This is a genomic window from Bacteroides sp. AF39-16AC, from assembly GCF_003602735.1.
Classification (GTDB): domain Bacteria; phylum Bacteroidota; class Bacteroidia; order Bacteroidales; family Bacteroidaceae; genus Bacteroides; species Bacteroides uniformis.
Genome location: NZ_QTLN01000039.1, coordinates 1 through 17854, shown reverse-complemented (window position 1 = coordinate 17854; position 17854 = coordinate 1). Strand labels below are relative to the sequence as shown.

At 53.0% G+C, this 17854-nt stretch carries 20 protein-coding genes; 3 read left to right on the top strand and 17 right to left on the bottom strand.

The window, feature by feature from the left end:
- From traN to DW039_RS19565, 14 genes are all read right to left on the bottom strand, one after another.
- On the bottom strand, positions 1-710 hold a 710-nt coding region (gene traN / locus DW039_RS19630), incomplete at its 3' end, for a conjugative transposon protein TraN (RefSeq protein WP_120382273.1).
- 36 nt (positions 711-746) lie between these two features.
- On the bottom strand, positions 747-2093 hold the full coding sequence (gene traM, locus DW039_RS19625; RefSeq protein WP_120382272.1) for a conjugative transposon protein TraM: 1347 nt from the start codon (positions 2091-2093) through the stop codon (positions 747-749).
- Entirely contained in the window at positions 2074-2382 is a 309-nt protein-coding gene (locus DW039_RS19620) for a TraL conjugative transposon family protein (protein ID WP_004371728.1), read from the bottom strand. The genes traM and DW039_RS19620 overlap by 20 nt, the downstream gene beginning before the upstream one ends.
- A 6-nt stretch (positions 2383-2388) precedes the next feature.
- Complete coding sequence (traK, locus tag DW039_RS19615) at positions 2389-3012, bottom strand: conjugative transposon protein TraK (protein ID WP_004371727.1); 624 nt, start codon at positions 3010-3012, stop codon at positions 2389-2391.
- Positions 3013-3045: 33 nt separating this feature from the next.
- Positions 3046-4050, bottom strand: coding sequence for a conjugative transposon protein TraJ (gene traJ, locus DW039_RS19610; protein WP_004371726.1), 1005 nt, complete (start codon positions 4048-4050; stop codon positions 3046-3048).
- A gap of 3 nt (positions 4051-4053) precedes the next feature.
- Complete coding sequence (locus tag DW039_RS19605) at positions 4054-4683, bottom strand: DUF4141 domain-containing protein (protein ID WP_025072698.1); 630 nt, start codon at positions 4681-4683, stop codon at positions 4054-4056.
- A gap of 23 nt (positions 4684-4706) precedes the next feature.
- Positions 4707-5087: a DUF3876 domain-containing protein gene (locus DW039_RS19600; RefSeq protein WP_004371724.1), complete on the bottom strand. Its 381-nt coding sequence runs from the start codon at positions 5085-5087 to the stop codon at positions 4707-4709.
- 38 nt (positions 5088-5125) lie between these two features.
- Complete coding sequence (locus DW039_RS19595; protein ID WP_004371723.1) at positions 5126-7630, bottom strand: TraG family conjugative transposon ATPase; 2505 nt, start codon at positions 7628-7630, stop codon at positions 5126-5128.
- Complete coding sequence (locus tag DW039_RS19590) at positions 7627-7959, bottom strand: DUF4133 domain-containing protein (protein WP_004371722.1); 333 nt, start codon at positions 7957-7959, stop codon at positions 7627-7629. Before DW039_RS19590 ends, DW039_RS19595 begins: the two co-directional genes overlap by 4 nt.
- An 11-nt stretch (positions 7960-7970) precedes the next feature.
- Positions 7971-8288 carry a DUF4134 domain-containing protein gene (locus tag DW039_RS19585; protein ID WP_004371721.1) on the bottom strand — a complete coding sequence of 106 codons (318 nt, stop codon included), beginning with the start codon at positions 8286-8288 and terminating at the stop codon, positions 7971-7973.
- A 200-nt stretch (positions 8289-8488) separates the two neighbouring features.
- Positions 8489-9217 (bottom strand): hypothetical protein, encoded by a 729-nt coding sequence (locus DW039_RS19580; RefSeq protein ID WP_004371720.1) that lies wholly within the window; start codon positions 9215-9217, stop codon positions 8489-8491.
- A gap of 16 nt (positions 9218-9233) precedes the next feature.
- Complete coding sequence (locus tag DW039_RS19575) at positions 9234-9587, bottom strand: DUF3408 domain-containing protein (RefSeq protein WP_004371719.1); 354 nt, start codon at positions 9585-9587, stop codon at positions 9234-9236.
- Positions 9588-9589: 2 nt separating this feature from the next.
- Complete coding sequence (locus DW039_RS19570) at positions 9590-10030, bottom strand: DUF3408 domain-containing protein (RefSeq protein WP_004371718.1); 441 nt, start codon at positions 10028-10030, stop codon at positions 9590-9592.
- Between the two features lie 2 nt (positions 10031-10032).
- The gene (locus DW039_RS19565) at positions 10033-11082 is read right to left on the bottom strand and encodes a ParA family protein (RefSeq protein ID WP_081040383.1); all 1050 of its coding nucleotides are present in this window, start codon (positions 11080-11082) and stop codon (positions 10033-10035) included.
- A gap of 421 nt (positions 11083-11503) precedes the next feature.
- Between DW039_RS19565 and mobA the strand changes: the two genes are divergently transcribed.
- The 3 genes from mobA to mobC are packed head-to-tail and all read left to right on the top strand — an operon-like array spanning position 11504 to position 15267.
- Complete coding sequence (mobA, locus tag DW039_RS19555) at positions 11504-12007, top strand: conjugal transfer protein MobA (RefSeq protein WP_120382271.1); 504 nt, start codon at positions 11504-11506, stop codon at positions 12005-12007.
- Positions 11986-13233, top strand: a complete 1248-nt coding sequence (gene mobB, locus DW039_RS19550; protein WP_008125997.1) for a conjugal transfer protein MobB — start codon at positions 11986-11988, stop codon at positions 13231-13233. Before mobA ends, mobB begins: the two co-directional genes overlap by 22 nt.
- A gap of 30 nt (positions 13234-13263) precedes the next feature.
- Complete coding sequence (gene mobC, locus DW039_RS19545) at positions 13264-15267, top strand: conjugal transfer protein MobC (protein ID WP_004371714.1); 2004 nt, start codon at positions 13264-13266, stop codon at positions 15265-15267.
- A gap of 148 nt (positions 15268-15415) precedes the next feature.
- On the opposite strand, the gene DW039_RS19540 is transcribed toward mobC, so the two are convergent.
- From DW039_RS19540 to DW039_RS19530, 3 genes are all read right to left on the bottom strand, one after another.
- Complete coding sequence (locus DW039_RS19540) at positions 15416-16342, bottom strand: Abi family protein (protein WP_004371713.1); 927 nt, start codon at positions 16340-16342, stop codon at positions 15416-15418.
- A 182-nt stretch (positions 16343-16524) separates the two neighbouring features.
- Positions 16525-17130, bottom strand: coding sequence for an RteC domain-containing protein (locus DW039_RS19535; RefSeq protein WP_008125994.1), 606 nt, complete (start codon positions 17128-17130; stop codon positions 16525-16527).
- Between the two features lie 247 nt (positions 17131-17377).
- The gene (locus tag DW039_RS19530) at positions 17378-17791 is read right to left on the bottom strand and encodes a dihydrofolate reductase family protein (protein ID WP_120382270.1); all 414 of its coding nucleotides are present in this window, start codon (positions 17789-17791) and stop codon (positions 17378-17380) included.
- Between the last annotated feature and the right edge of the window lie 63 nt (positions 17792-17854).

The window sequence follows — 17854 nt, the reverse complement described above, 5'->3', positions numbered from 1 at the left end:
TCCACATCGAAAGGCACGTTGCTCTGGTTCTTTATCTCCGTGTGGAAATAGAGCAATCCGTTGTGCGTGTAGATGCCTTTGAGAAGATACTGGATGCCGAAACGCTTGCAGCCGATATGCTTCACTTCGCGCTTGTTCTGTTTGTGGATGGACTTCATGATAAGTCGCACCAGCATCGGGCTTTCGCTGCCCAGCTCTTTCAGATAGATTTCCTGTGCGTTATTCGGGCGGTTCACCGTGCTGCCGTCATGGATGAAGTCGCACATCTCCACATTGAGCAACAGCGGTTCGGCGGCGTACTTCACGTTGAAGGTGTAGAAACTGCCGTCCTCCGTGATGACGGACATATTCGTTTCGTTGGGAAAATTCCTTACGGTAGCCTTCACACGGATGATGTTCTCCGCTCCGTCGGCTTTCCCGGCAATCAGGTCGGGCGAGCCTAAATCGACATAGCGCACCTCCGCCGGAAAAATGACGTGGACGGTCTTGTCGTAGGTCACTTCCAGACCGTGCGGCGGTATCATGCGGTCGAAGGTCAGCTTGCGCGACAGACCGTGATACAGGTCTCCGTCCGCCTCCTTCTGCGGATAGACCTCCTTCGTCAAGGTCGGCTGTTCACTTCCGTTGGTCGTTTCAACGGTTACATTCTCCTGCGCGTTGGCAGTTGCGATGCCCATAGCGAGGGCAAACATGATGATTACTTTTCTCATTACTTTTGGATTTTAGTGGTAATTTTTTTATTGATTTCAATCTTTTTCTTGGTAAAGCATGACCCTGTACCCGGCTTTCAGATGCACCTTGACGGTGCGCATCTTCCCCGCGATGTACTGGCTCGTTCCTTGTATCAGCCCCTTGCCCAAGTCGGAGGCGAGCTGCGCCCCGGCATTGGTGGAGATATTGATGCTGCTACCCAACGAACCTCCCATGTTGGCGGCGACCTCTCGGACGGCGTTCATCTCCATCGAGTTCGGGATGAAGATGCCGGGCTGTCCGTCCGTGTCATAGACCGCAAGCTCCACGGGGATAATCGTGCCGTCGTATTCCAGCGAGGTGATCCCGATGTCGAGTCGTTCACCCTGTATCTTGCCCGTGCCGACCACCACCGCACCCCGTGGGATTGTCCTGCCCGCCACCGCCATAGGCTCCAGCAGGCGAAGCCTTACCGTCTGCCCGTCCGTCACGCTCTGCGCCTCATGCACACACGCCGGGATGGTGTTCCTGTCCGATACCTCCGCCGTGCCGACAGCCGTGTTGAAACCCCGGTTGCGTTCCTGTGAGAAAGTGGCGACAAACTCCGCGTTGCTCATGGGCTGTGCAAGGGAGGAAACGACTTGGCGGGTCACTTGCCTTACGGGTGTCGCCGTGTTCTTCTTTCCCTTCTGCACGGTGGCAGGCTCTGCCGCCTGTTCCGGCTTCCCACCGTTCTGACCGCCCATGTACTTTGCCGCCAGCTCATAGGACTTCTCCATAAGTGCCACCTGTTCGTCTATAGATGAAGTCCTGCCTTTTTCACTTTCCAGTTCCGATTCCAACGAGGCGATGCGCTCCAATAGCACATCCATCTCCGCATTGTCATTCTTCGGCTGTTCGTAAAAGTTGCCGAGGGTGGCGTTCAGGTCACGGTAGGCGGCTGCGGAGGATTGGATGGTTTGCGGCGTGGCAGGCTTTGCCCTTTCTTCCTTGCCGCCCGGATTGGCGAGGTCGAAGTCCGTACCGTCCTCCGTTCCCGCTATCTCGCGGTCGAACATGTCGCCCAGCTGCCCGATGGCACGGTTGCGGCTCTCCTGACGCTCTTCCATCTCCCCATGCTCGTAGGCTTTCAGCTTGTCGCCGATAATCTGCCGGTTCGCCTTGTCCGCGTCTGGCATCTCGGTGTTGTAGCCGTCCGTTCCCGGCGGTTGTTCCTTGCCGGAGGAAGGGGCGAATATCAACCACATCGCCCCGATGAAGACCAGCACCATAGCAGGCAGGACTATCATCTTCTGCCGTTTCAGCCGCTGCGCCTCTGTCAGCGGTTCGCGCTCCTTTTTCGGCTTTCCCGCGTCGGGAGCGGCTTTGTTCTCTTTCGTTGATTCATTCTTCGTCTGTTCCATATAAATAAGGTGTTAAGTGATTGTCAGTTTCCACCGGGGTCGGTAGTTCCACCCGTCCGGCATGTCCCGTATCCATACGTGAGCCGTCGTTTCTGCCGATGTCATAGACGGCTCTGCCGAAGGTGTAGAGGGCAAGCATCGCGAAGGCGGCGAGCATCCCCAGCACGATGCGGCGGCGTGTTTCCGGCGGCAAACCGTCCAGATACCCTTTGAGCCTTGCCACCAGCCGTTTCCGTTTGTCGTGGAGTTTCCAATACATGCCCCACATTGATTTTCTGATACTTTTCATGTCCTGTTACCGTTTGATTGTCTGTAAATCCTTGTTCTCGATGATGGTGAACCCCTCGATGGTGAAACCGTTTGGGTTGTCGTCCGACCGCGATGCGTTCAGCAGGCGGCAGGTGGTCACGAGGCTGCGCTCGGTGACGTTGCTTTGCCGGATGATTTTCTGCGTGGCGTAGGTCACGGCACGGTAGGGATAGGCGTTGAAGTCGCACACCACGCTGTCCACCTTCAGCACTTGGTTGATGTTCCCGGCGATGATGCGGTTGTAGTACCCCTTCTCCGCGAAGTCCGAATAATAGTGGTACACGCTCTTGTCCGCCAGCAGCAGGGCACGTTTTACGTTGTGTTCAATCGCGCTTTTTTCAGGTGACAGCGTGAAGAAAAGCTCGTGGAAGCGGCGCACATGCTCCCGTGCTTCCGCCGGGCGGTTCTGCGATAAATCCTGAGAGAGAGCCAGCATCAGCGACTTGCCGTTGTCCAGCACATAGATTTTCTCCCGTTGCTTCTCTGCGAAACGGTAGGAGTTCCACACGCTCCACACCGTCACCACAGCGCACAGCGAGAGGAAGACGATACCGAACAGGCGTAGCTGCCTGAACGATGATTCGATGTTTCTGAGTGACTTAAATTCCATTCTTAATTCTGTTTCAATGATTCTACATGATTGTTATTTCAGCAATTTGCCGGCACGTCCCATCATATTGCCTGTCGCAGCTCCGGCAACACTGCCCGCCATTCCTCCGGCACGTCCCGCCATCTGGTTCACGTTGCGACCGTAACCGCCCATGCCTCCGGCTTGGATAATCCAGCCGGCAACGGTGGGAATGGTGAAGTAGCCGATGATGCCGATGCAGAGGAACACGATGTACACCCCGTCGCTCGAATCCAGCGAGAAGTTCGGGTCTGCCTGCATCCGCTCGATGTCGCTTTGCAGCATCAGCACCTGTATCTTCGCCAGTATGGTGCTGAACATGTCCGACACCGGCAGCCACAGATATACCTGTATGTAGCGGCATATCCACTGCGTGAGCGTGCTTTGGAAACCGTCCCACACCGATATGGCGAAGGCTATCGGACCGAGTATCGCCAGCACCACGAGGAAGAAGGTTCGGACGGTGTCTATCACGAGGGCGGCGGCTTGGAACAGCAATTCCAGTATCTCGCGGAAGAAGTCGCGGATGTTTTTCTTCATGTTGTACATTCCCCGGTCGATATACATCCCCGCCATCGTCACCATGTCGGAGGGCGACCAGCCGAGTTCCTCCAGCTGCTTGTCAAACTCCTCGTTGGACACGAGGTAGGCGGTTTCGGGGTTGCGCATCATCGCCTCGTATTCCAATTTGTCCTTCTGCTGGCGGTAGGTGTTCATGTCCAGCGTTTCCGCCTCCAGCATCTTTGCCGTGCCCTGTACGACGGGTGAGAGGATGCTGTTTATCGTGCCCAGCACCACAGTCGGGAAGAACATGATGCACAGACCGATGGCAAAAGGACGGAGCATCGGGAATACGTCTATCGGTTCGGCTCTCGCCAGCGACTGCCATACCCGGTAGGCGACGTAGAACAGCGCACCCAGTCCGGCGATGCCTTTCGCCACACCCGCCATGTCTCCGCACAACGGCATCATCTGCTCGTAAAGCGAACGTAGAATCTGGTGAAGGTTGTCGAAATTCATAGGCTACCAGTATCTTTCGTTCATGTTTCCGTACAGCCCCATGATGCGGTCGAGGTCGTTCTTCTTTTTCGCACGCAGGTAGCTCACGGAGATGTTCTTGTTCGTGTAGTAACTTACGAGGTTGCGGTAACGCTTCATCTTCGAGTGGCAGCGTTCCACCACGTCCATGCGCTCCTTGTCGGTCATGGAGAGCGTGGTGATGTTCACCACATTCTTCAGTTCCGTCAATACTTCGTTGCTCTCTTCCAGCAGTTTCGTGTAACCGAAAGCGATTGCCGACAGCTCTTCTGGTCTGAAATTTCCATCACGGAGCATCCTTTGGAAACTGTTTACATAAATGTCGGTGATGTCGCCTACCATCAGGATGGTCTGCTGCACCTTGCGGGCGTCCTTGACGAGATTGTTCACCGATTTGAGAGCATCGTAATACTTTTTGCCCTGCTGATAGATTTTCACCGTTTCCTGAAAGTTGCTCACCATGTTCGTGGCAGTCTTGGAGGTATGGATGATGTTTTTGGAGGCATTGATGATACCCTGCGCCAGATTGCCCGGATCGCTTACGACCCACTGTGCGCTTGCCCTGCCTGCGAAAAGCAGGCACAGGCAGATAATCATTGTTATTCTTGTTCTCATGTTACTTTGGATTTTAGTGGTTGTTATTCTTCTGTCGGGTGTCCCGGCTGCGGTTTCACCCGCACATAGTCGCCGCCCGGCGAGAAGGTCAGCACGTCCGTGGCCTCGTTATAGGACACGTCGATGCGGAAGCCGGTGTTCATGAACAGGTTGCCGGTTTTCTCCTGCAAGAGATAGGTTTCCGGTTTCAGCTTGCGGCGCAGACCGCTCCGGCGGAACACCGTCACCTTGTAGGCTTCGCCCTCCTTGTAGATAAGCACGTCGGGCTTCCCCTCCACGCTCTCCCAGTTCCCGCACAGCATATCACGGCGGTTGTCGGCCACGTCGCAGGATTGCAGCATCATGACCGCCAATCCGATCAGACACTTGCTGACTTGCAGCATTTTCACTTTTGGTAAATTCATATGCGTTTTCCTTTTTTTGTTGATACATTCTGTTTTAGTTATTCCTTGTTCCTCCGCCTTTCGGCAAGCTGCCGGATGGCGGCTTCGATGTCACCGCCCAGCTTCTCCGCCAGACGGTAAACCTCCACTTTTTCCGTTTCTTCGGTAGTGTACGCCAGATACTCTTCTGCACTGACCTCGGTGGCATAGACCGCCGATTGTGTGCCACCCAAGCCTATCCACACCTCCTTGTAGAGCCGTGAAGGGTTGTTCGCCATGTTGATGGAGAGTATCTGCGACTTCTCCTTTTCCGTCAGTCCGAGCAACGCCTGTATCTGGTCGAACTTGTTCATATACTTGCGCTGGTCGAGAAGTATCTTGCAGTCGGAGTTGTTGATGATGCTCTCCTTGACCACCGGAGAACTGATGATGTCGTCCACCTCCTGCGTCACCACGATTGCCTCGCCGTAATATTTTCTGACCGTCTTGTACATATAACGTAGGTATTCAGCCATGTTTGCCGAAGAGAGGGCCTTCCAAGCCTCCTCCACGATAAGCTGTTTCCGCACCCCTTTCAGCCGCCGCATCTTGTTGATGAAGGCTTCCATGATGATGATAGTCACGACGGGGAACAGTTCGCGGTTCTCTTTTATACTGTCAATCTCGAAGACGATGAACCGCTTGCCGAGCAGATCGATGTTCTCCGTGGAGTTGAGCAGGAAGTCGTAACGTCCGCCCCGGTAATACTGCCGCATGGTGGTGAGCATGTTGTCGATGTTGAAGTCGGACTTCTCCACCTTGATGTCGCGCTGCGCCAGTTCCGTGCGGTAGTCGTCGCGCATATACTCGTAGAAAGTGTTGAACGACGGCACGATGCTACGGTCGGATTGGATACGCTCGATGTAGGCACTCACGGCACTGCCCAGTTCGCCGCTCTCCGTCTTCGTCACCTTGTCGTCCTCCGATTTCCAGAGCGTAAGAAGCAGGGTCTTGATGCTGTCCTTCTTCTCCACATCGAAGATGTAATCATCGGTGTAGAACGGGTTGAATGATATGGGCTTCTCTTCCGTGTAGGTGAAATACACGCCGTCCACTCCGCCTGTCTTGCGCCGGATCATGCCGCACAAGCCCTGATAGGAGTTTCCCGTGTCCACCAATACCACATGTGCGCCTTGCTCATAATATTGGCGCACGAGGTGGTTCATGAAGAAAGACTTGCCGCTGCCCGAAGGACCCAGCACGAACTTGTTGCGGTTGGTCGTGATACCCCGCTTCATCGGAAGGTCGCTGATGTCGAGGTGCAGCGGTTTCCCTGTGAGCCTGTCCACCATCTTGATGCCGAAGGGCGAGAGCGAGCTGCGGTAGTTGGTTTCCTCTGTGAACAGGCACACCGCCTGTTCGATGAAGGTGTGGAAACTCTCTTCCGCCGGGAAGTCCGCCGCATTGCCGGGTATCGCCGCCCAGTAGAGTGTAGGGCAGTCGATGGTGTTGTGGCGCGGCACGCACTCCATGCTTGCCAGCTGGCTGCCCACGTCGTTCCTTATGTGCTTCAGTTCCTCCGCGTCGTCGCTCCACGCCATGACGTTGAAGTGCGCCCGTACCGAGGTCAGCCCGTAGGACCGGGCTTCGTTCAGGTATTGGTCTATCCACTCGCGGTTGATGCTGTTGCTCCTTGAATAGCGTGAGAGCGACTGCATGTTACGGGCGGACTTCTCGAACTTCTGCAAGGCTTCCTCGCTGTTATTTATCAGCACATACTGGTTGTAGATATGGTTGCAGGAGAGCAGCAGCCCCACCGGGGAGGCGAAGGAGAGGCGGCAGTCGCTCCGGTCGGTGGAGAGCTTCTCGTAACGGGTGTCGGTAGCCACCTTGCCCGGCAGGTCTTCCGCGTCGGAGAGGGTGTGCAGACACAGGCGGTTGTCGCCGATGCGCATCTCCCTTGCCGAAAGTTCGATGTCCTGCAAGGTGATGTCACCTTCCGGCATGAGCGAGAAGTAGCGTTCTACCAGCCCCGCCTTACCCTCCGTCCCCACAATCTCGTCGGTGGAGAGGCGGCGCAACCTGACAAGCCCGCTGTCGTTCATGATACGCTCGAACTGTTCGCAGGCTTCCATGAACTTGGTCGTGGTTTCCCTGTCCAGCTCTTTCGGGATGATGTGCCCTCGGCACAGCGTGCTGAAGTTGCTCTGCATCCGGCTACGCTCCTTCGTCGTCTTGGTCAGGTAGAGGTAGCAGGTGTGTTTCAGGTACGGACGCTCGTTGAAGTGACGCTCGAAGCTCCGTGAGAGGAAACTCATGTCGTCCTTCTGAAGCTCCGGCTTGTAGCGTTCCTTGATAAACCAGTCCTGCTTGTGAACGACGGAGTAGTCCGGCAGCACCTTGATTGCCTTGCACCAGCAGCCGTGTATCGCCTCGTACTCCGCGCCCGTCACGGTGTAAAGCTCCGGCAGCTCCACCTCGAAAGCCACCGTGATGTCGGCGTCCTTTGAGATGATGCAGCCATGCTCCACCGCAAGCAGGGGAAACTTGTTTTCCAGTGTTGTCATTTTTGATGTATTCCTCATGTCGTTTCTTCCTTTCGTTGTCGTTTGAACAGACGGGTTATCCGCCGCCGGTTGATAAGGTATCGGGGATGGCTCCGTGACGCTCCCAATTTCATCAGCCCGTGTTCGCCGTACCGGGCGTTCAGCGCGAAGGTCTGCCACACAAGGAGGGAGGACGATGCCGCGCCGAAGCCGATACATATCCACTGGTCGATACCGACCATGTAGAGGATGACGAACAGGACGAAGAGAGCCAGCAGACCTCCGCAGAAAATGAAGAGGTACTGTGCCTTCAAGCCCTTGAACTCTACCGGACGGCCGATACCCTTGTTTACCGGGTATTCAGCCATACATTATTACATTAAAGGAAGAATGAGCGCAGGATGGTGGCGGCTACAATCAGGAAGATACACGCGCCGAACCAGCTTGCTGCTGTTTTTGAGGTGTCGGGGTCACCCGATGAGAATTTTCCGTACACTTTCACGCCCCCGATAAGCCCGACGACCGCGCCGATGGCGTATATCAGTTTAGTTCCGGGGTCGAAATACGAACTCACCATAGAGGTGGCTTCGTTGATGCCCGCGATGCCGTTTCCTTGCGCGAAAGCGGAGGCGGTTGCGGCGATGAAAAGTGCCGCGGATAGGATTGCTTTTCTGTTTTTCAAGATGTTCTTGTTCATGAATTGTCCTTGTTTTTTGCCGTCGAAAGGGTGGATAGTCCTTTGTCGGGCGGTTGTTACTCTGTTACTTTACTTTGGTTTTAGTGGATGCCCGTTTGTTTCCACAGACGTGGGCGTGTCCGTTGCGGACGGGATACGCCTTGCGTTTCCTTGCCGCGTGGGTTGATGTCACTATTTCATGTCCATTCCTTTTTCAGTTGTCATACATAGTTTCGGATGTCGAAATCCTCGATGTTGTCCGGCACGATGAACTCCTTTTCGGGTTTCTTCAGCCGGATCTCGATAAGCCCCTTGATGCGGATGCCTATCTCCGAAGAGCCTTCCATCATTTTCTCGTACAGCTCCGTGCCTTCCATGTCGGTGAACACCTTCGCCGCCTTTTCACGTTCCGCCTGTGTCGCGTCCGGGTTCATGGCGGTCTTGCAGGCGTCGTCAATCTCGTCAAAGCTGCTGCCCGAAGCCCGTGGCGTGTCCGAAGCGTCTTCATCCGGTTCGTCCTCCCCGTATCCCAGTTCCTCCGGCGGCATGCTCGTGAAGGTCTCATCGAGCTTTTCCTCCGGGACTTGCGCCGGGCGGGACGCGGTTTCCGTGTTTCCGTCGTCAAAAGTAGCCTCTTCCTCCGACAGCTCAATGCCTTTTTCCAAAGTGGCGGCTTCTTGCGCCGGTATGGCAGCGATTGTCCGGGTGGATGCCATTTTGAAACGGCTCTTGCCGATGATGTCCCCCTTTGCCGTGGAAACTTCCTCATGTGCCGCTACGCTCTTTGGCCCATTCCTGTCCAACGACCGCCATAATCCGGCGATGCCCTTGAAGAAGCGGACAAGCCGCATGTCCATGATGCGCTCGTAAAGGAGCAGGAACAGGAACCATAGGTTGCAGCCGACCGATACCGCCAGCAGAATGTCTGTCATGCTGATTGTTTCATTCATATACTTCCGGTTTTAGTTAGAATACTGAATTGTAATTCCGGGCGTAAAGGCTCTTTATAGCGTCCTCGCACTGGTTGAAGTGGTGCGTCAGCACATGGTCGATGTAGGCGGACAGTGTAAGCCTATCATGCCCGATTACACGGGTGATGCGCATGATACGCTCGTGGTACTCCGGACGCACATACGCCATCTTGCCCTCCCGCGCCTTTACTTCCGGGTCGCGGATGAATAGACGTTCATAGTCCTTCTCGCAGCATTTGCCGCTCACCGGGACGGGCGACAGTATTTCCACGCTCGCCTGCACTTGGGCAAGCATGCCTCCGCAGTCCTGCTGCGGTCTTTTTTCATTCGGTGTCATTTCTTTTTCCATTTTCAAATCAGATCTTCACGTTGTTTCTTGTACAGTTCGTTGATTCTCTCCTTGTGCTGTTCCAGATGCTGGCGCAGCACGGTATCCACATAGCCGCCCACAGAGATTTCCCCTCCGGCGATGTCGTTCACGATTTTGAGGATCTTGCCGTGTACGTCGCGGCTGATATAGACACACTGGCGGGTCTTTATCTCGTTGCGGCGCAGGAACAGCTCGTTATAGTCCTCGTCCTGCCTTTTCCGGCGGCCGCCTTCCCTCTGCGCTCTCTCCCGTGTCACGGGTTGAGCCGGTGGCGGCTCCGGTGCGGCGGTGTCCTCTCCGGTCGGTACGGCTGCGGGGTCTTCCTGCGCCGGGCGTAGTGTCCCGTCCTGTGTGCGCCGCCCGATAGATGCCAACAGCAGTTCCTCGTCGATGCCTTCCGTGTTTACTTTCCTGCTGCCCATGCTCACTGCGGTCTGATGATGTCGCTTATCTCTTCGGAAAACTCCCGGATGCCACTCCCTTTCAGCAGTGCCGTGTCCATCGGGAAGATGGTGGAGCGGAAAACGCTCTTGCGCTCTTCCGAAAGGTCGCGGCGGAACTTCTTGCTGTCGGGCAGGCGGGTGGAAAGCACCGGGAAGCCCATTTCGGCTATCACTTCCTCGTAGATGCCGTACAGGTCGTTCCTCTCCCTGCCGTCCACCATCGTCCAGAACAGATGCAGCCCCTTTGTTTTCGCTTGCCCGGTTGTCATCAGCCTGTCGCGGAACATCGTGACGAATTTCAGGGTACTTTCCACGACAAAGCGGTCGGCACTCAGGGGCGTGAAGATGTAGTCCATCTGCGAGAGCGTCTTTATCACGCCGTTGCTCCGGAGTGTCCCCGGCATGTCGAAGAAAACCACGTCGGGCTTCACGACCTCGGCGGCGATCATCCTTTCCGCATCGTCGAGGGCGTTCACCGCGTTGCTCTTGATGACCGGATAGGCGTTCTTCTTTATCTTGCGGAAATGGTCGCACGCGAGAGCCTTGAAGTAGATGCTCCTGCCGATGAGTGCCGTCTCATGTTCGCGCAGGCCGTGGATGCTGTGCTGCGGGTCGTCGCAGTCCACGACGGCGACATTGTAGCCTTTCACGTTGTGCAGGTAGCTGGCGGCAAGTGCCGTGACAGTGGATTTGCCGATGCCACCTTTCTGTGTTGCGAATGCAACGAAGATTTCCTTACTCATGGTTCTATTCAGTTTAATTGTTGATGATTTTGTTTTCTGTTTACATGCGAATTGAATTACCGCATTATCCGTTTCCGTGAACAGGCACACGGGCGGGTCACCGCGTATCCGGTTCTGCGGTGAAGCGGTGCGGCGGACAAGTGATGAATGACGACACTGCGTCATGAAGTCATTGAATCCATGCGTCACCGAATTGTCGGACAACCGGGTTTCCGACGGTTCGGGTATCCGTTTCGGCAAGTGTCCGCCGAAGCGGTTGTCCGGGTATTTGAATATTCCTTTCCTCATATCTTCAAACCGTTAGTTTCTTGAATCATGCTGCAAATAAACAAGTATATTTTTGAACTTGTATCACTTCCCAAGCAAGTGGCGGCATGTTGCGCCGGTTGGCAGCCATTGGCCGGGTCAAGTATCTGTTCGTTACCGCTTTAAGAGCGTAACTTTGCACCCGGACGGCAGGGTTCGCCGATGGCGCGCGGCCCGGAGTCCTGAAAGGTATTTTCCCAATCCGTCCCCTGACGGATTTTTATGTTCACCTGAACATAGCAAGGTATGTTTTCAGCCGCTCAAAATATTTTGAGCATCCCGGAAAACGCCTTGCCCTTGCAGGGGGCGGGCTTTCCCTCCGAAGTCGGGAAGCCTTTCAGAACTGCGGTGCTGTAATCCGAAGCGGCGGCTTATGCCGTCAATCCGCTAAATCCAAAGTAATATGAAAGAGAAAAGGAAAAGCAAATCAGGGAGAAATCCCAAACTTGATCCGGCGGTGTACCGGTACACCGTCCGTTTCAACGAGGAGGAACACAACCGTTTCCTCGCCATGTTCGGAAAATCGGGTGTCTATGCGCGGTCGGTTTTCCTCAAAGCGCACTTCTTCGGACAGCCGTTCAAGGTGCTGAAGGTGGACAAGACGTTGGTGGACTATTACACCAAGCTGTCGGATTTTCATGCGCAGTTCCGCGCCGTAGGTACGAATTACAACCAAGTCGTGAAGGAACTGAGGCTGCATTTTTCAGAGAAAAAGGCGATGGCGTTGCTCTATAAATTGGAGCAACACACCGTCGAACTCGTGAAACTGAGCCGTCAGATTGTGGAACTGTCAAGGGAGCTGAAAGAGCAGCGAGAGCAGAGCCAAACTTGTTTGGACTCTGCCGAGTCGCGTTTGAAGAAGAGTGAAACTCAAATGGAGGCGAAATGGTCGCAAAAATCAGTGTAGGCAGCTCGTTGTACGGCGCGATTGCCTACAACGGGGAGAAGATTAACGAGGCACAGGGGCGGCTTCTCACCACCAACCGCATCTATAATGACGGTTCGGGGAAGGTGGACATCGGCAAGGCGATGGAGGGCTTCCACACCTTCCTGCCACCGCAGATGAAAGTGGAGAAACCGGTGGTGCATATCTCGCTCAACCCGCACCCGGAGGATGTGCTGACCGATGCGGAATTGCAGGACATCGCCCGCGAGTATCTGGAAAAGCTCGGTTTTGGCAACCAGCCTTATCTTGTATTCAAGCACGAGGACATCGACCGTCACCATCTGCACATTGTGACGGTGCGGGTGGATGAGAACGGGAAATGTATCAGCGACAAGAACAACTACTACCGCAGCAAGCAGATTACTCGTGAGCTTGAAAGGAAATACGGGCTGCACGATGCGGAGCGCAGGAACCGCCGTCTTGACACGCCGCTATGTAAAGTGGACGTATCGGCAGGCGATGTGAAGAAGCAGGTAGGCAATACCCTGAAGGCTCTGAACGGGCAGTACCGTTTCCAGACGATGGGCGAATACCGTGCGCTCCTTTCCTTATATAATATGACGGTGGAGGAAGCGAGGGGTAACGTGCGCGGACGGGAATATCACGGGCTGGTCTATTCCGTCACGGACGACAAGGGCAACAAGGTCGGCAACCCGTTCAAGTCCTCGCTTTTCGGGAAGTCCGCAGGCTATGAAGCCGTGCAGAATAAGTTTGCCCGTTCCAAGCTTGAGATTAAGGACAGGAAACTCGCCGACATGACGAAACGCACCGTCCTTTCCGTGCTGCAAGGCACTTATGACAAGGACAGGTTTGTGTCCCTGCTCAAAGAGAAAGGCATCGACACCGTGTTGCGCCATACGGAGGAAGGGCGCATCTACGGGGCTACTTTCATCGACCACCGCACGGGGTGCGTGCTGAACGGCTCACGCATGGGCAAGGAGCTTTCGGCGAATGCCTTGCAGGAACATTTTACCCTGCCATACGCAGGACAGCCGCCGATACCGCTATCCATCCCTGTGGATGCTGCGGACAAGGCGCACGGGCAGACCGCATACGACCGTGAAGACGTATCGGGCGGAATGGGCTTGCTCACTCCCGAAGGTCCGGCGGTAGATGCCGAGGAAGAGGCTTTCATCCGGGCGATGAAGCGCAAAAAGAAGAAAAAACGCAAGGGCTTGGGTATGTAATCAGAGTATCAACAATTAAAAAATCAATGTATGTCACAACAAGAAGACGATTTGAGGGCATTGGCGAAAATCATGGATTTTCTGCGTGCCGTGAGTATCATTTTAGTGGTCATGAACGTGTACTGGTTCTGCTACGAAGCCATCCGGCTGTGGGGCGTGAACATCGGTGTGGTGGACAAAATCCTGATGAACTTCGACCGCACGGCGGGGCTGTTCCATTCCATACTGTACACGAAGCTGTTTGCCGTCCTGCTGCTTGCCCTGTCCTGTCTGGGTACGAAGGGTGTCAAGGGAGAGAAAATCACTTGGAGAAAAATATGGACGGCACTCGCCATCGGGTCCGTGCTGTTTTTCCTGAACTGGTGGATACTGGCTCTGCCGTTGCCGGTCGAAGCGGTGACGGGGCTGTATATCATTACCATCGGTACAGGCTATGTCTGCCTTTTGATGGGCGGTCTGTGGATGAGCCGTCTGTTGAAACACAATCTGATGGAGGATGTTTTCAACAATGAGAACGAGAGTTTCATGCAGGAAACAAGGCTCATCGAAAGCGAGTATTCGGTCAATCTGCCCACACGCTTCTATTACAAAAAGCGTTGGAACAACGGCTGGATCAATGTGGTGAATCCCTTCCGTGCGTCCATCGTGTTGGGTACGCCGGGCAGCGGCAAATCCTACGCAGTGGTGAACAGCTTTATCAAGCAACAGATTGAAAAGGGCTTCTCAATGTATGTGTACGACTTCAAATTCAGTGACTTGTCCACCATAGCCTACAACCATTTGCTGAACCACCCGGAGGGCTACAAGGTGAAGCCGAAATTCTATGTGATCAATTTCGACGACCCGCGACGCTCACACCGTTGCAATCCCATACACCCGGATTTCATGGAGGATATTACGGACGCTTACGAGAGTGCCTACACGATAATGCTCAACCTCAATAAAACGTGGGTGCAAAAGCAGGGCGACTTCTTCGTGGAGTCACCTATCATTCTGTTTGCCAGTATTATCTGGTATCTCAAAATCTATCAGAACGGGAAATACTGCACGTTTCCCCATGCCATCGAGTTTTTGAACCGCCGTTACGAGGATATTTTTCCGATACTGACTTCCTATCCCGAACTGGAGAATTACCTTTCCCCGTTCATGGATGCTTGGCTCGGAGGGGCTGCGGAGCAGCTCATGGGGCAGATAGCGTCGGCAAAAATTCCGCTTTCGAGGATGATTTCCCCGCAGCTCTACTGGGTGATGTCGGACAGCGAATTTACGCTGGACATCAACAATCCCGAAGAGCCGAAAATCCTATGCGTGGGCAACAATCCCGACCGTCAGAACATTTACGGGGCGGCTCTCGGTCTGTATAACTCCCGTATCGTGAAACTCATCAACAAGAAGGGGATGCTGAAGTCGTCGGTCATCATCGACGAGCTGCCCACGATATACTTCAAAGGGTTGGACAATCTTATAGCTACCGCCCGAAGCAACAAGGTTGCCGTGTGTCTGGGCTTTCAGGATTTCAGCCAGTTAGTGCGCGACTACGGCGATAAGGAAGCAAAAGTCGTGATGAATACGGTCGGTAACATTTTCTCCGGGCAGGTGGTAGGAGAAACGGCAAAGACACTATCGGAGCGGTTCGGGAAGGTGTTGCAGAAACGGCAGTCTATCTCCATCAACCGGCAGGATGTTTCCACCTCCATCAACACGCAGATGGACGCGCTTATCCCGCCGAGCAAGATTTCCGGGCTTACGCAGGGTATGTTTGTCGGTTCGGTGTCCGACAACTTCAACGAGCGCATCGAGCAGAAGATTTTCCACTGCGAGATTGTGGTGGATGCCGAGAAGGTGAAGCGGGAGGAAAGTGCCTACAAGAAAATACCTGTCATTACCGATTTCACGGACGAGGACGGAAACGACCGCATGAAGGATACGGTGCAGGCGAACTACCGGCGCATCAAGGAAGAGGTGAAGCAGATTGTGCAGGATGAACTGGAACGCATCGCAGGCGATGACAACCTGAAGCACCTGTTGCAGTAGAAATAAAAAAACAGAGGTGGCGGAAAATATCTCCGTCACCTCTTAAAATGAAGAACGCCTCCCAAGTATGCTGTCTTACGATGCGCCCAGGAGGTTTATTGTATTGCTTCTCTTTTTGTTTTTCCGCACCTGTAAACAGGCACTTTTTTCATTTCCAAATCGGCTCTTCTTTCCAGCGGTTGAAGAAGCCTATCTTGTAGATGGGCACATCCGCATACTCCTCAAACAATGCCAGCAGTTTCTCTTTGAACGTATGCCCCTCGTCTATGGCATTGCAGAGATATAACATTGCCGTAATCACATAGAACGGTTTTTTCTGCTGTACCTCGGTCAATGGACGGGAAAGCCATGTCATTCGCGGATTATGAATTTCACAAGGCCGTTTGACCATGTTCCGACTCCATATTCTGGAATGGTGCGCGATTATGTTGCGCATATATGAAATGGCTTCAAGCCATCCCGAAAGTTCATTGTGTAGATTCAGCCCCATATCATTGGCTATTGCTGATTTTTCGGGCAGTTGGTGGTTAAGGTTCTTGTATATCTTGGAAAGTGTGCCGAATGTGGCCACTTCAAATATAATCCACGCATCCGGGTGTTCGTCAAGCGTCTTTTCACCGCTTGCATCAGTCACAAGGTGCTTGCGCCTGTAGTCTTTCACAAAAATCTCATTGCTCCGTAAGAATTCTTCTATCAGTTCTTTGAGGTGCTGTGTGTGAAAAGCGACATCAGCAAACAATCTCGGGTCACGATACCACAGCCCTCCGTAGGATTGTGAAAGATGATAAATCATCTTTGTGCGTAGCGTGATTTCTATTGTTTCGATGGCATCAAATAAAATAAGGCGCAGTTCCTTGTCGAAATAATAGCGTGTGATTACATCTTCCAGTTTGGAATCCGGCTGAAACAGATGATTGGCTCTATCGGACTGCATGTCCCACCAATATCCCTTCAAACGATAGTAGCTGATATGAGCCAAATGTCGGGCAGCGAAACCTTCATCGCCGACAAGCATTCCTCTTTGTTTGAGCAGTTCTATTTGTTCATCAATGGAACGTGATTCCTTATTTGCCATACCGTTATAAAAAAGAATGACCCGCCGGCAGATCTTACGGTATGCCAAACGGGTACTGTTATCGTTGAACACGGTCAGAACCGCATGTCTTCTTAATTGTAGATGCAAAGATAAGACTTTTTTATGTAACGACAAAAAATAAGCCGATTTTTCATTCAAACGATGAAAAGGTATAGAAATACTTACCGTCTTTTTATTTCCAGTTCCTCATCGCGCATCATCCTCTCATTCAGTTTCTCCTGCATCCTGTCAAGGAAGTAGGTGCGGCTTTCGTTCTTCCGGCGTTTGATATCGGTGTAGAAGCGGTAGCAGTCCTTCGACTCAACCCCGAATATCTTGTAAAGAAGCGGGGCAAGCTGTTTGAGCGGCATATTGCCGTTGTTGATACAACCCATCTCGTCGATGCCGTAGATAAGCTCCACGAGGTCTATGGCGTTGCCCGTCCATTGCAGGAGGCTGGCGGTGTTTTCAGTTGCGTTGTTGGCGGATATTAGTGGCGGCACTTGGGGCGTGGCAAGGAATTTTTGCATCTTCCTGATGAAAGACAGGGCCTTGCTGATGTAGGCGGCAATCTCTTTTCTTTCTTCTGATAGATTGCGCACGGGATGGTGCTGCAACTCGATTTCGATGTAAGCAAGCGCGATAATGGTAAGGTTCGCATCCATGCCGCCGTTACACAGTTCAATCACTTGGGTGGCGAAAGCCGTATATGCCGTTTCCATATTGCAGTCACCGGCTTCGTTTATCAGGCGGAAGAAGTCGGTTTCCGCCAGCAAGAAATAATTCATGGTTCTGTCAATTTTGAAAATTACACTTTGTTTTCTGCGTGCGCACATAAATATAATTGGCAAAACATGTGTCAGAAAGCAAAAAATCCGGCACCGGCTTTTTCAAGGTGCTGGAATTCAGTGGTATAAAATTCAATATTTTTCCAAAGGAATGAATTTATACGGGATTAAATTGTTCATAATCAGAACATTTCTTCTATTTCCGAAAACAAAATTGTATGACTGCCGTACATTTTGGCTGTCTTGCTTATTTGTCAAGGGTGTAGATACTTCGGCATACACCGTTAGGATAGCTTTTCACAGAGGAAAGCGTCCAGTGTTGCTTTGGCAGAGCCGATTTGAAAAAATGCCGCCCACTTCCTAAAATGAAAGGAACGTTGTATAGTATGATTTCATCCACAGCGTGCATACGCAGTAGTCCGTTTATATAATCTGCCGTATCCGGTGTGGCTTCCGCGAGGTAACGGATGTTTGTGCCGTCTTTTCTCCATTCGTGCAGCATTGAAATGGAATAGTCCGGTGTCACACGGTAAAAGGCTTTCTTCCTGATTTCATCAAGACCGCAACGGTCAAGGCACAAATCCTGATGTGTTTTATCATATAACTCTGAAGAAAGACATCCGTCCATCGTCAGTACAGCGAGAATCTGAACTTTACCCATAATCGTTTCTTTTCGTTAGGCAAGGGTAAAAAAGTAGCGTGCAATTCACACTACCTTCAAGCG